Source organism: Veillonella sp. CHU740, assembly GCF_003992055.1.
GTDB lineage: Bacteria > Bacillota > Negativicutes > Veillonellales > Veillonellaceae > F0422.
Window position 1 is genome coordinate 38,061 of the sequence record NZ_RQVD01000011.1, and the last position, 13,514, is coordinate 51,574.

At 39.6% G+C, this 13,514-nt stretch carries 15 protein-coding genes; all 15 read right to left on the reverse strand.

What is annotated here, in order from left to right; translation table 11 throughout:
* Window positions 1–4 precede the first annotated feature (4 nt).
* Window positions 5–2,620, reverse strand: a complete 2,616-nt coding sequence (infB, locus tag EO115_RS06785) for a translation initiation factor IF-2 (RefSeq protein WP_126938197.1) — start codon at window positions 2,618–2,620, stop codon at window positions 5–7.
* Window positions 2,621–2,633: 13 nt separating this feature from the next.
* A complete protein-coding gene (locus tag EO115_RS06790; protein ID WP_126938198.1) occupies window positions 2,634–2,945 on the reverse strand; it encodes a ribosomal L7Ae/L30e/S12e/Gadd45 family protein in 312 nt (103 codons plus the stop codon).
* Window positions 2,938–3,204, reverse strand: a complete 267-nt coding sequence (rnpM, locus tag EO115_RS06795; protein WP_126938199.1) for an RNase P modulator RnpM — start codon at window positions 3,202–3,204, stop codon at window positions 2,938–2,940. The genes EO115_RS06790 and rnpM overlap by 8 nt, the downstream gene beginning before the upstream one ends.
* A 1-nt stretch (window position 3,205) precedes the next feature.
* On the reverse strand, window positions 3,206–4,315 hold the full coding sequence (gene nusA, locus EO115_RS06800) for a transcription termination factor NusA (protein ID WP_126938200.1): 1,110 nt from the start codon (window positions 4,313–4,315) through the stop codon (window positions 3,206–3,208).
* Between the two features lie 13 nt (window positions 4,316–4,328).
* Window positions 4,329–4,787 (reverse strand): ribosome maturation factor RimP, encoded by a 459-nt coding sequence (gene rimP, locus EO115_RS06805; protein ID WP_126938201.1) that lies wholly within the window; start codon window positions 4,785–4,787, stop codon window positions 4,329–4,331.
* Between the two features lie 106 nt (window positions 4,788–4,893).
* A complete protein-coding gene (locus EO115_RS06810; RefSeq protein ID WP_126938202.1) occupies window positions 4,894–5,262 on the reverse strand; it encodes an arsenate reductase family protein in 369 nt (122 codons plus the stop codon).
* A gap of 79 nt (window positions 5,263–5,341) precedes the next feature.
* The gene (locus EO115_RS06815; RefSeq protein WP_126938203.1) at window positions 5,342–5,710 is read right to left on the reverse strand and encodes a hypothetical protein; all 369 of its coding nucleotides are present in this window, start codon (window positions 5,708–5,710) and stop codon (window positions 5,342–5,344) included.
* A gap of 4 nt (window positions 5,711–5,714) precedes the next feature.
* Window positions 5,715–7,100: an aminopeptidase gene (locus EO115_RS06820; protein WP_126938204.1), complete on the reverse strand. Its 1,386-nt coding sequence runs from the start codon at window positions 7,098–7,100 to the stop codon at window positions 5,715–5,717.
* Window positions 7,101–7,197: 97 nt separating this feature from the next.
* On the reverse strand, window positions 7,198–8,055 hold the full coding sequence (locus EO115_RS06825) for a 3'-5' exonuclease (protein ID WP_164724072.1): 858 nt from the start codon (window positions 8,053–8,055) through the stop codon (window positions 7,198–7,200).
* 59 nt (window positions 8,056–8,114) lie between these two features.
* Window positions 8,115–9,158 carry a glycosyltransferase family 9 protein gene (locus EO115_RS06830; protein WP_126938237.1) on the reverse strand — a complete coding sequence of 348 codons (1,044 nt, stop codon included), beginning with the start codon at window positions 9,156–9,158 and terminating at the stop codon, window positions 8,115–8,117.
* On the reverse strand, window positions 9,158–10,177 hold the full coding sequence (locus EO115_RS06835) for a glycosyltransferase family 9 protein (RefSeq protein ID WP_126938206.1): 1,020 nt from the start codon (window positions 10,175–10,177) through the stop codon (window positions 9,158–9,160). Before EO115_RS06835 ends, EO115_RS06830 begins: the two co-directional genes overlap by 1 nt.
* 209 nt (window positions 10,178–10,386) lie before the next feature.
* Window positions 10,387–10,905, reverse strand: coding sequence for a hypothetical protein (locus EO115_RS06840; protein ID WP_126938207.1), 519 nt, complete (start codon window positions 10,903–10,905; stop codon window positions 10,387–10,389).
* Window positions 10,906–11,129: 224 nt separating this feature from the next.
* Window positions 11,130–12,059 carry a zinc ribbon domain-containing protein gene (locus tag EO115_RS06845; RefSeq protein WP_126938208.1) on the reverse strand — a complete coding sequence of 310 codons (930 nt, stop codon included), beginning with the start codon at window positions 12,057–12,059 and terminating at the stop codon, window positions 11,130–11,132.
* Between the two features lie 17 nt (window positions 12,060–12,076).
* On the reverse strand, window positions 12,077–12,817 hold the full coding sequence (locus tag EO115_RS06850) for a DUF805 domain-containing protein (RefSeq protein WP_126938209.1): 741 nt from the start codon (window positions 12,815–12,817) through the stop codon (window positions 12,077–12,079).
* Window positions 12,818–12,833: 16 nt separating this feature from the next.
* Window positions 12,834–13,508, reverse strand: coding sequence for a zinc ribbon domain-containing protein (locus tag EO115_RS06855; RefSeq protein ID WP_164724074.1), 675 nt, complete (start codon window positions 13,506–13,508; stop codon window positions 12,834–12,836).
* Between the last annotated feature and the right edge of the window lie 6 nt (window positions 13,509–13,514).

The window sequence follows — 13,514 nt, forward strand, 5'->3', positions numbered from 1 at the left end:
CCTCCTATAATGCTGGGGCAATTTCTTCCATTTTGTACGCTTCGATGACGTCGCCTTCTTTCACATCGCGGTAACGTTCCAAGGAAATACCACATTCAAAGCTAGTAGCTACTTCTTTCACTTCATCTTTGAAACGGCGTAAGGAATCGATGTGACCTTCGTGGATAACGATACCATCACGGATTAAGCGAATTTCAGAGTTATTTGTGATTTTACCTTCTGTTACATAAGAGCCAGCTACGATGGCTTTCGGTGTAGAAATGACTTGGCGAACTTCTGCACGACCTAGGATAACTTCTTTAAATTCAGGAGTTAACATACCACGCATAGCGGCTTCGATTTCATTGATTGCATCATAGATGACACGGTATGTACGAAGGTCAACACTTTCTTTTTCTGCTTCTTTACGTACATTCGCATCTGGACGCACGTTAAAGCCGATAATAATCGCACCCGATGCAGAGGCTAACATCACGTCAGATTCGTTGATAGCACCTACTGCGCTGTGGATAATATTGATGCGTACTTCTGGGTTTTTAATGCCCTCTAAGGATTGACGTAATGCTTCTACAGAACCTTGTACGTCACCTTTGATAATAATATTTAAGTCTTTCAATTCCCCTTGTTGCATTTGGTTGAACAAATCATCAAGAGTAACTTTTGTTTTCGCATTCATTTCAGTAATGCGTTGTTTTTCAATACGTTTTTCTGCAATAGAACGAGCTTCGTTGTCATCTACAGCGAACATCACTTCACCAGCTTGTGGCACATCGGATAGACCTAAGATTTCCACAGGCATGGATGGACGAGCTACTTTTACTTTTTCTCCACGTTCATTCGTCATAGCACGTACTTTACCGTATGCTACACCAGCAAGGATCGTTTCCCCTACACGTAAAGAACCTTTTTGTACCAATACAGTACATACTGGACCACGGCCTTTATCCAATTGTGCTTCGATAACAATACCTTGTGCCTTACGGTTAGGATTTGCTTTCAATTCTTGTACTTCTGCTACAAGCAAGATTGTTTCCAATAGGTCTTCAATACCTTGGCGTTGTTTCGCAGATACAGGAACCATGATAGTATCGCCGCCCCACTCTTCTGGTAATAAACCGTGTTCGGACAATTGTTGTTTTACATGGTCAGGGTTAGCACCTGGTTTATCCATTTTATTGATAGCTACAATAATTGGCACCTCTGCGGATTTCGCATGGTTGATGGCTTCGATGGTTTGTGGCATTACACCGTCATCAGCAGCTACGACAAGAACTGCAATATCTGTGGATTGAGCACCACGTAAACGCATCGCTGTGAAAGCTTCATGGCCTGGTGTATCTAAGAATGTAATTTTATTACCTTCATAGCGAACTTGGTACGCACCGATATGTTGCGTAATGCCACCTGCTTCGGAAGCTGTTACATTGGTAGAACGAATCACATCCAATAAAGATGTTTTACCATGGTCAACGTGACCCATGATCGTAACAACCGGAGGACGAGCTTGTAAGCTTTCTGGGCTGTCTTCGATTTCCACGATTTCTGTAGGATCTTGTTCAGGTTCTACTTCTACTACTTCTACCCCGAAGTCTTCCGCTAATACCATGGCGGTTTCCACATCAATTTCTTGGTTGATCGTAGCCATAACGCCTAACATCATCAATTTTTTGATGATTTCAGATACTTCACGGCCCATTTTTTCAGCTAATTCTTTCACTGTCAACGGACCAGACAGTTCGATGGATGTAGCAATCGCTGCCTCAGCCTTACGACGTTCTTCCTCTTTTTGTTTGATGTGTTGCTCATTACGTTGTTTAACTTTATTCTTATTTTTTTGCAACGCAGAAGATACTAGAGATTGGCTACGTTCACCTTTTTTCCCTTTTTTATCTTTTTTGTTACGACGTTCATTGCGGTTTTCATTACGATGTTCCGATTCAAAACGGCGATTTTCTTTTTGACGATCTGCTTCACGGCTCGCTTGACGATCACGACCTTCTGGTTTTGCGGTCATCGCTGGATCCACTTGAGGAATCTCTAAGCGACGTTCACGACGTTGTCCATCATTGCGACGATCATTATTACGGTCGTTATTGCGGTCAAATCGCCCACCATTATTAGGACGATTGCCCCCATTGCTATTATCTGGACGTTGGTCATTGCGCCCTTCTGGACGACGGCCATCACGGTTTTGACCATTGCGTTGATTAAAACGAGAATCTCCTTGTCTATCATTGCGGTTATCTCGTTGACCATTGTTTTTACCAGCTCGATTGAAAGGACGATCGCGTTTTTCACCACGATCATTACGGTCATTACGATCATTTCTATCATTACGATGGTTTCTATCTTGTTTAGGACCACGTTTTTGATCACCTTGGTCGTTGCGATGATATTCATGCACTTTCTTTTGTGGTGCTCCTTGTGTTTCTTTTGGTGCTCCACCTTGTGCCGGTTTTCCACCATTTCCTAAAGATTGTTTAATCATAGACAATTGTGAATCCTCCACTGTACTCATATGGCTTTTCACATCAATGTTATGTTTTTTTAACGCGTCAATGACTACTTTATTTTCTACGCCTAATTCTTTTGCTACTTCATATACTCTTTTTTTGGACATCTACATTCCCCCTCTACTGATTCTTATCTATTTCAGCTAGCAAGGATTTAGCAAATCCAGCATCATTTACTAATATAACTGCTCGCATTTCTTTTCCCAATGCTCTGCCAAGTTCTTCCTTTGTACCTACCAAGCGCAAAGGAACCTTGTGCGATTCGGCTAAGTGTATATATTTCTTCGCATTATTAGGGGCACAATCTTCCGCCATAATCAACAATGGATAAGCCTGTCGCTTCACAGACCGTTCCACTATAAAATCGCCGGATAACAAACGACCTGCTCGTTGTGCTAAGCCTAATATGTTCAACACTTTTTCTTTATTCATGGGATATTTGTTCCTTTAAAGATTCATAAATTTCTTCTGAAACTTTATGTTTTAATGAACGCTCTAATCGCTTTGCCTTATAAGCCATATCTAAGCATTCTATCTTCGCTTCCATGTAGGCGCCCCGACCAGGTGCTTTCCCTGTCGGGTCAATGGATATTTCTCCCGTCGGACTCAATACAACACGAGTCAACTCTTTCTTGGGATGAAGCTCTCCACATCCCACACAAATTCGCATAGGCTGAGACTTCTGTTTCATCTTATTCGTCATCTCCAAACGCATCTAGAGATACAATATCTTCATCATATGCTGCAGATTCTACATATTCTCCAGCTTCTGCCGCTTGTGTTTCACTCTTAATATCAATCTTCCAGTTTGTCAACTTAGCTGCCAAACGTGCATTTTGTCCTGCTTTACCAATCGCTAGTGACAGTTGATAATCTGGTACTACTACAGACGATGTTTTTTCTTCGTCACGAGCCACCACACTTACTACTTTTGCTGGACTTAAAGCATTTGCAATATACACAGCTGGATCTTCATCCCACTTTACGATATCGATTTTTTCACCATGTAACTCATCCACAATGTTTTGTACACGTTGTCCTTTAGGTCCTACACAAGCACCTACTGCATCAACTTCTTCTTCACGAGAAACAACAGCAATTTTAGAACGCATACCTGGCTCACGAGCTACTGATTTCAATTCTACAGTACCTTCAGCAATTTCTGGCACTTCCAGTTCAAACAAGCGTTTTAATAGGCCTGGATGTGTACGAGAAATCATAATTTGAGGCCCTTTTGTAGTTTTCTTTACTTCTACAATATAGCATTTAATACGATCCCCTACTTGGTATGTTTCTGATGGAATTTGTTCAGACACAGGCAAAATAGCCTCTGTTTTACCTAAATTGATGAATACATTCCTACCTTCAATACGTTCTACCAATCCAGTCAAAATATCGCCTTCACGGCTGGAATATTCATCGTATACGATATTGCGTTCTGCTTCTTTCAATCGTTGGATCAACAATTGTTTTGCCGTATGCGCCGCACTACGACCAAAGTTTTTTGGTGTTACATCCACTTCAATAATATCGCCAGTTTCCATACGTTTGTCTAACATACGGGCATCAGCCAAAGAAATCTCTAACTCTTCATTTTCAGGAGTTTCCACCACTGTTTTCTTAACAAGAACTTTGTAATCTCCTGTTTCACGGTTAAAGTAAATATATGCCTCTTGATTAGAACCTGGTTCTTTACGATAGGCTTGTAATAAAGCTACCTCAAGAGAATCAAAAATAATTTCTGGTGCTACACCTTTCTGTTTAGTAACTGCTAATACCGCCTGTACTAATTCTTGACTCACTGCTTTCCTCCCCTTAAAAATCCAAATGTAGTCGAATCTGTGCAATGGCTGCACGCTCAAGATCGATGGTCTTCTCTTGAACTTGAATCGTTATTGTGTCATCAGAATATCCTTGTAAGGATCCTGTATATTGCTTTTTACCATCAATAGGTTTAAATAGTTGAATGTCTACATCTCTACCATGATAGCGAATAAAGTCTTTTTCTTTTTTCAAAACTCTATCCAATCCTGGAGATGATACTTCCAATAAGTAGTTTTCCTTAATTGGGTCTTTCGCATCCAATACTTCACTTAACTTTTCACTTACCATCTGGCAGTCATCTAAGTCGATACCGCCTTCTTTGTCTAGGAATACGCGCAAGTACCATTCCCGCTCATGTACATATTCCACATCCACAAGCTCTAGCTCCGTAGATTCAATAATTGTTTCTACTACACCGGACACAAACTCCTCCACGGCGTCTCGTTTCATCTTATCCCTCCTTGCTACAGTATAAGAGAAAGAGTGAGCCTGAGCTCACTCTTTTAATAGATTCTATAAAAGTTACTTATAGTATACCACAAGTGTGTGAAAATAGCTACAGTAAACCATTACGTTTTAATGCTTCTTCCCACTCTGCTTCTTTAAATCCCACTAGTACTGTATCTTCCAATACAAGAATTGGTCGTTTCACTAGCATACCATTCGTTGCAAGAAGTGCTAACTTTTCATCTTCTGTCATGGTTGGCAATTTATCCTTGATACCTTCTCCACGATAGATTTGTCCAGATGTATTAAAGAATGCCTTAATATCAGCTTTCTTACTCTTAGGGTACCACACCCCCAGCTCTTCCGCCGTAGGATTTTCTTCTTTAATATCTCGATGTGTATAAGAAATACCATGGTCATCTAAATATTTTTTTGCCCGCTTACAAGTCGTGCATTTTGGATATTCTATGTATAGCATATATTTTCCTTTCTACTGTACTATCAATATCTTCTATCCTATATCAATACTACACCTTATTACATATATCAACACAACATTATGATTTAATAAATTCTTGTTTCAACATGTTGAATAAAACTTCTGTCATCTCGCTAGCAGCAAAGATATACTCTTTTAATCTACCACGTTCTTCGGCTACTTTCATGGCAGATACTTCAAATGGATCCAATACAACTGACAACACAAAGGCTCTATCTTGCGCAGTTTCTTCTGTAAAATATCCACTAATACGTTCCCCTTCTGTAGGTTCAAAACGTTCCACCTTCACAATAGGACAATATTCATACATCATTTTACGAATCACAAGCATAAAATGTTCCTTATCTTGTAGGAACTGTTTCGCTTCGTCTTTAGTCATGCTAAAAATATCTACTTTCACTCGCTCTGTATCCTGATGAGTTGTCATAGAACTATGCTCCTTTCGCAGCTAAGAAAGATAGGTAACAGCGTTTTGCTTCATAAATATCTGCCTTGCTTGTCACTTCCCAAGGTGAGTGCATACTAAGTACGGCTACGCCACAGTCGATAACATCCATACCATACAATGCCATAATATAGGCGATAGTACCGCCACCACCAAGGTCAACACGACCTAACTCTGCAGTTTGGTAAGAAATATTATCGGCATCCATCAACTTGCGAATCAATGCCATATATTCTGCATTGGCATCATTGGATCCACTTTTACCTCTGGAGCCAGTAAATTTATTAAACACCACGCCACGACCTAAGAAAGCAGCATTTTTCTTTTCGAAAGCGCTTGCATACAGAGGGTCAAAGCCAGCACTTACATCGGAAGATAGCATGCGGCTATTAGACAATGTGCGGCGCACTGCTAATGGAGACGTATGTCCCATAGCTTCTAGCAGTTCTGCCATAAAGTTTTCAAAGAATCGAGATTGCATCCCCGTTGCACCAACGGAACCAATTTCCTCTTTATCAACTAATAATGTGCATGTCGTTCTAGATACGGATTCTGTTTCCAACATAGCAACTAATGATGTATACGCACATACGCGGTCATCTTGCCCATAGCCAATAATCATTGAACGATCAAAGCCTAATTCTCGAGCTGCACCAGCTGGTACAATTTCTAACTCTGCAGATAGGAAATCTTCTTCTTCAAAACCATATTGTTCTTTTAAAACTTGTAACACATAGGCTTGTACACCTTCTTTGAGTTCTCCTTTTACAGGACGACTGCCGATAAGAAGGTCTAATTGTTCCCCTTCTACTACTTTGGCTGCCTTTTTCTCCATTTGTTCTTGTCCCAAATGCGGTAATAAATCGGTAACGCAGAACACTGGATCTGTTGGACTTTCACCAATCGCTAGTTCCACCACGGAACCATCGCGCTTCGCCACTACACCGTGGATAGCCAAAGGCATTGTCACCCATTGGTATTTTTTGATACCTCCATAGTAATGTGTATCTAATAGCGCTAAATCACTATCTACGTATAATGGATTTTGTTTAACATCCAATCGTGGAGAGTCAATATGAGCACCTAAAATATTCATACCATCTTCAATAGGTTCAGTACCAATATGAACCATAGCAACTGCTTTTTTCATGTGCACATAATACACCTTGTCGCCAGCTTGCAATGTATCTCCTGATTTCACTACATCTTGCATATTGCGATAGCCTTTTGCCTCAGCAGCAGCCACAATTTGCTGTACACATTCACGCTCTGTTTTACCATGATCTAAAAAATGACGATACGCTGTAGATAACGCCTCTACTTCACGTAATTGTTCTTCTGTATATTCATGCCAAGCATTTCTTCGTTCCATATTTCATTCCTTTCTAGATATCTAACACTATATATTTATTATATATTATCTAAAATTACATGTGTAGCATTACAGTCCACACTTTTTCATGTACATATTATTTTTTTCGAGCATATAATTCCTGCAAGCCTTTCGGTGCATTAGTAACAACCTTTGAAATAAAATATCGCAAACCTACATGTTTGCTCACTGATTTTCCTACATACCAATGTACTCCAAATGTACCATGCTCTTTGCAGGACCCCATCGATAAAAACCTATGCTTTACAACACCAACTATAGGGTCTAGCCGCAACTGTTCTTTACACTGAGGACATCGAGTTTTCGCCCGAGTGCTTTGCCTAAATATTCTAGGCTGGGTTACGATAGATTCAAATATTTTTTGTTCATGCCGTGAAAGTCCATAAAAATAACGAGTGCGCCCTTTCTGAGCCTCTTGCACGGCTTGTAAACCTTTTACGAAGGGAAATCGTTGAGCAATCATCGCGGCACATACTGCATCATGCAATCCATTATGAGCCATTAGGTTAGGTGCCGTTACGCCTAACTCATCCATCGCCTTTTGTAAGGCATATTGTTGTGATGTATGGTGTACCGTTCTAGCATAAATGCCTTGCAAATCGTACCACGGTACTTCTTTATGCACATGCACCTTGTGACATAAGGCATTATCCATTAAGACCTCAATATCATCGGGACCCCAGGATAATAGGATGCCGTCATCCCCGATAAACTGCAAAAAACGTTCACAGCCTCGTTTAAAAGACACGCCTTCTCGACGTAGTTTCTCCATCGTAATATGAGTTAACTGCTCGACGGAATGATGCATAACTGGCAAAAACTTAGGTGTAATAAACACCTCAAATCGGTCCACAATATCCAAACTTTCATCTAACTTAACAGCTCCTATTTGTATGATTTCTCCTGTAAATGGAAAGCCTGATCGTCGTATCATATTCGGTTCTATGCTATATGGCTGATTCCACTCTAAATCAAATACAATATAGTGCATGCTTATTTCATACCCTTTCTGGCTAACATCGTTCGTACTGCGTCCAGAACTTCTTGCTCTTGAATCATGGATAATCCGATATATTTTCCAGATCGTAATACTTGATTCATGTTTTTACTTACATCATAGGTGTCCATCGTTTCCAAAACAATCGCATCCTCTGTAAATGGTCCATATAAGGATGGATTCGATGGTCCAAATAAAGCGATGACAGGCACTTTTTGACTTACCGCTACATGCATAGGGCCAGAATCATTCGTAACGAGGCAAATGCATCGTCTCATAGCGGCCGCCAATTCACCAATGCTAAACGCACCTGTAGCCTTAATAGCAGGTTCTTGCATTTCATCAATGACTTCCTGTACCATCTCTTCATCCATAGTCCCACCAAAGAATACGATGCGATATCCATCTCTTGCCAATGTATCTGCTACATGAGCAAAGCGCTCTTTATTCCATCGTTTCTGTGGCACTGCACTTCCTACATTAAAGCCTATCAATACATCAGATTCTACTACTCCTTGTGTTGCATAGAACTGCGTCGCTTTCTCTTCCCATTCTGGAGACGTAAATAGCTCCAAGCCTTGATGTTCTACAGGATACCCCAATTGCTCCAATACATTCATATACATTTCAGCAGCATGCACTGTTTTTCGATTCAGTGGTGTCACCTTAGTCATAAATAGGCGGAATAAAAAATGACTCATTCCCGTAGTCACTTTTCCACCTAATTTCCATGCTAAATAGGATGCTCTTTCATTAGGATGTAAATTAATCACTACATCAATAGGCCCTTCACTACGAATTTGCTTCGCAATCGCATTGAGGCCACTAATGCTGTTATGAACACCTTTTTTATCCACTTCGACTAACTGATCAATATAGGGATTATGACGATATATATCAGCTAATTTCTTATCAATCACATATGTAATATGGCTTTCAGGTGCTATCTTACGCAAAGCATGGATAAACGGCGTGGTAATCACCACATCACCTAAATGCATCAAATAGGTCACAACTATGCGTTTCCCATTTAACTCTATCATAAATTCCTCATTTCCTTTACATGTTGTAACACAGTCTCTACGGAAATTTGATCCATACACTCCATATCCTCTACTAATGGATTATCCAAGGTGGCTTGATACGTAGGCGATTTAATAATGCGAGCATATTCATTTCCATATGGTCCGGTTCGCTCTGCACAAGTGGTTCCAAACAATGCGATCAAAGGCTTTTTCAAGGCACTAGCGATGTGTAATGGTCCTGTATCAGCACTAATATAAAGTGCACTATGACGAATGACCTCTATCAGTTCAAGGACATTCGTCTGCCCAATTAAACTAACTACATCATTACTATCCACGCCGGCCATGATGGCTTCTCCTTTAGATGTGTCATCTGCCGCACCTACCAGCACTATTTTTTCGCCTAATGCTGTTAGCTCCTTACACAACTCTATGAATTTAGGTATAGGCCATTCTTTGGCAATCCATCTGGCACCTGGTGCTATGGCAATATATGGTCGATCCATAGAGATTCCAAGACTCTGTAACTTGCCAATGACTTGCTCTTTTGCCTCATCAGATGTAGGTAATGGAAATATCACTTCATCTACATCACATCCTAGAGCTCGTGCCGTATCTAAATAACCTTCTACGAGATGGTCTCGTTTATGTTGTCCCACCAATGGGGTATTGACTAGCCAACTGCCTTCTCGTTGCTCCCAGTAAGAATATTTTTTCTTAGCACCGCTCACAAGTGCGACTGCTGCACTTTTTGCCCAAGATTGTAAGTCTAATGAAATATCAAATTTTTTCTTATGTAATATTCCCCACAATTCTATCAGATAAGGGATTCTTTTTAATCGCGTTTTATCAATCAGAATGACTTCATTTACCCATGGTTCACCAGGGATAATATCCTTAAAGCGCTCATGAACTGCCCATGCAATATGTGCGTTTGGGTATTGCTTTCGGATGGCATATAAAGTTGGTAGTGTATGAATGATATCACCTAACGAACTCATTCTGATGAATAAAATTCGTATATCTTCTTTCATATAGTATCCCTTTCTTATCTCTTGATGTTTATTCTTCTCTAGTATACCATATATCCTTTATTTTCACACTATGCCTACAAGAATCAAAAAAGGCTGTAATAAAATTTGTTTTAATTTCATTACAGCCTCTATTAAAGTAATCAACACCAACTACATCTATGACTCAATATAATTGTAAATCCATGCCCTCGGCACGGTATACTAGCATATCATATAATCCCTAGTATCTGTGACAATATCACAATTCCATATATACTTAGCACTGTATATATGACATGTAATGCACGTACTACATTTTTTTCTAATCTTGGTCTTCCAAACAGATTTTCATAGCGAACAAAGAAGACATCTGGATGTTCCTGTTCCGCTGATCTACCTATGACTCGATACACCACCATACTCGTTCTAATGGCTAAAATGACTGCCACACAAGCAAGTACAACTAATCCATAATGAATCCACAATGGCTCTCGAACAAAGGCTTTCACCACTAAGATACCGATTACATCTACAGCCCCAGTACATCCCATCGCAATCGCAATGAGAATTGCCACCATACGGCCAGACATAAAATGTAAAATACTTTCTAACGTTGTCCCTACGGTTTCTGCTGTTGTCTCTTCTTTAGGAGTAGCAAAAGGATTAAACCCAATCCAACGATTCAAACACCATAATTGATACATAGCCCATACTGTAACATAGGCTAAACAAATGTGTAATTCTGTCATATCCTACCTCCGTTACTGTAACAATGTCTTATCCATGCACTGCAAATAGAATCTTTGTAATCCTATTTGTATTGGTTATCTTGTCTATATTATAACACAGATTCCTAACTAACTTCATACAATCATAAGTAACCGCCACATTGGATGAAAGAAAAACGTCTAGTCCTTATTGACTAGACGCTTTCAGAATATAGTATTTTTTAAACTATGGTATATATTAGGTTTTAAGCATCAAACAAATCAAATAGCGTATCTAACAAATCTCCACCACTATCACCAGCGTCTGCTAACAAGTCACCAGCATCATCCAGCGATACGGAATCTGCTATAGAATCATATTCAAGATCTGCATTTTCAAATAGACCTGTATAATCCCCTGATGCGGGTGTATCCATATCCAAACCTAATTGACCAGACGCTAAGGCATCAGAAAATCCCAATGATGGATCCCCAGGGTATACATCTGTACCTATAGGAATATCATTTAATCCCTGCACGCTATCAAATGGAGTCGACAAGCCTAAGTCAGGATAACCGGTAAATATATCCGTTAATGAGTTCACACTATGATCCATTAAAGATATATCTGATAAGTTCAGATGACTTAAACTACTCGTTGTATCTCCTACTGAATGGCTGTGTAAAAAACGACTCAATTCATGGGCTAAGAAAGTTCCACCAAACGATGCTGCAGCTAGTCCAGCATAATGGCTCCATTGAGATCCAGTTCTAGGTACAGTATTATTCTGATTAGCTGGTGGAAGATTATATTCTAATGTATTGGCACCATTTGTTGTATTAGATGCATTCAACGTCGCTCCTACATTAGCCTTCGGTTCTATTCCTAAATTATGATATAGCACATCGATACGACTATATAAGTAGGCTATCTCTTGTAAATCATCTACCTGCTTAGAAGGTTCGGTCTCACGAATTTTGTTCAACAATAAACTGATTCTATAATAATCAGGTAGTGCCCCTGCCTTTTTATACTCTTCCACAATAGCCGGCACATACATTTGAGTCATGGTTGCTGTAGAAGCCACAGTTGTAGTCTCTGTAACACCTTCTAACGGTTGCGATTGACATCCACATTGAAAACAAAACTTATCTTCTAGTTTGAGTTGTGTTCCACAATTTGTACAAAATTTCATATATTACCCTTTTTAAACTATTGATTTGGTTGTTTTCTCACTTTACCATATTGATTTGGCACTGGATCACTTTCTGCAAACATCAATAAATACTGGCCATAAAATGGTATAAAACAATACCATCCTGGATGATTGGAATCATGAACTCTTCTAAAAGCAAGAGCTATTCGTGGAACCAAGAAAAGTAAAGATGCTAGTGCGCCTATCGTAGAGTCTATTGCTTCACATACGATAATTATAACAGTTACTATAATTTCAAAACTCCAATACTCCCAACGTGTTGCCCGGCCATTAAAATCAGTAAATTTCTCTGTTAATGCTACCTTAAAGTTTTCAAACATATTTGATGATACTACATACTCAACAGCATCCGTATTATACATCCCTTGTTGTGGATTACCATAGGCCGCCCCTGCAGGGTTTCCATTCATTTGATAATTAGGTTGCCCTTGTGGCTGACCATAGTTAGGCTGTGTATACTGCGGTTGTCCTTGTGGCTGTTGATTATAATTCGGTTGTGCATATTGCGGTTGACCCTGTGGATATTGATTATACGTAGGTTGAGCATATTGTGGAGGCACATTCGTATTTTGTTGTAGTGGCATTTGACCATTCATTTGGCCTTGTTGACCAGGGTTAGGTGTCGTCTGATTGTTTGGCTGCCCCTGATTCGAAGCTTGATTCGCATTTAAATTGCCACAAGTAGGGCAAAATTTATCCGTTTCATTCATTCCATTACCGCATTTTGAGCAAAACATAATAGTCTCCTATCTTTTAAAATAACTCTGTTAATGTAGACGTTTTTCCATTATACGAAACAGTAATCCGATTTGAGTCTGATGTTACATAATTGTTCTTTTCACGGGTATACGCTTTTATAATAACCTTTCCTTTAGGTCCATCACAAGTAGCTGTTACAACAACATTTTTACCATCTTCATCATAATCCCACTCAAAATCATCCTTAGTGATTCCTTTTTCGCCAGTCACATATCGTGCCATTGCAACTACAATCTCTTCATATCTCCGATTACTGTAGGAACCATTTTCAAATTGCATACCTTTTACGTTATCAATATATTGTTCTTCTACATGCATCTGATACGCGCCTAACCCTAAGATAAGAACCACTACCATAACAACAGCAATTAAAATAAATTTAATAACATTCTTAGACTCTTTATCACCTTTAGGGGTTGGATAAGAATTCGTAGGCATTTGAGGTTGTCCCATTGGTTGTTGTGCACTTTGGAGTGGCTGATTCTGTAAAACTTGCTGGTTTTGTGGAATACCTTGTCCATGCATAGGCTGTTGTGAATGCTGCATATTTGGATTTGGTATCTGCGAGATTGAATTTGTATCAATCGTTAGGTTTTCATTCTTCGTTCCGCATTCAGGACAAAAAGCAGAACTATCCTCCATTTGCTTGCCACAATTAGAACAAAACACGCTCTC

Coding starts and splice junctions, on each gene's coding strand:
- EO115_RS06835 (WP_126938206.1), bottom strand. CDS start 10,177: ATGAAAGAAGATATACGAATTTTATTCATCAGAATGAGTTCGTTAGGT.
- EO115_RS06840 (WP_126938207.1), bottom strand. CDS start 10,905: ATGACAGAATTACACATTTGTTTAGCCTATGTTACAGTATGGGCTATG.
- EO115_RS06825 (WP_164724072.1), bottom strand. CDS start 8,055: ATGATACGACGATCAGGCTTTCCATTTACAGGAGAAATCATACAAATA.
- EO115_RS06790 (WP_126938198.1), bottom strand. CDS start 2,945: ATGAATAAAGAAAAAGTGTTGAACATATTAGGCTTAGCACAACGAGCA.
- EO115_RS06820 (WP_126938204.1), bottom strand. CDS start 7,100: ATGGAACGAAGAAATGCTTGGCATGAATATACAGAAGAACAATTACGT.
- rnpM (WP_126938199.1), bottom strand. CDS start 3,204: ATGAAACAGAAGTCTCAGCCTATGCGAATTTGTGTGGGATGTGGAGAG.
- rimP (WP_126938201.1), bottom strand. CDS start 4,787: ATGAAACGAGACGCCGTGGAGGAGTTTGTGTCCGGTGTAGTAGAAACA.
- EO115_RS06850 (WP_126938209.1), bottom strand. CDS start 12,817: ATGTTTTGCTCAAAATGCGGTAATGGAATGAATGAAACGGATAAATTT.
- EO115_RS06815 (WP_126938203.1), bottom strand. CDS start 5,710: ATGACAACTCATCAGGATACAGAGCGAGTGAAAGTAGATATTTTTAGC.
- infB (WP_126938197.1), bottom strand. CDS start 2,620: ATGTCCAAAAAAAGAGTATATGAAGTAGCAAAAGAATTAGGCGTAGAA.
- EO115_RS06810 (WP_126938202.1), bottom strand. CDS start 5,262: ATGCTATACATAGAATATCCAAAATGCACGACTTGTAAGCGGGCAAAA.
- EO115_RS06845 (WP_126938208.1), bottom strand. CDS start 12,059: ATGAAATTTTGTACAAATTGTGGAACACAACTCAAACTAGAAGATAAG.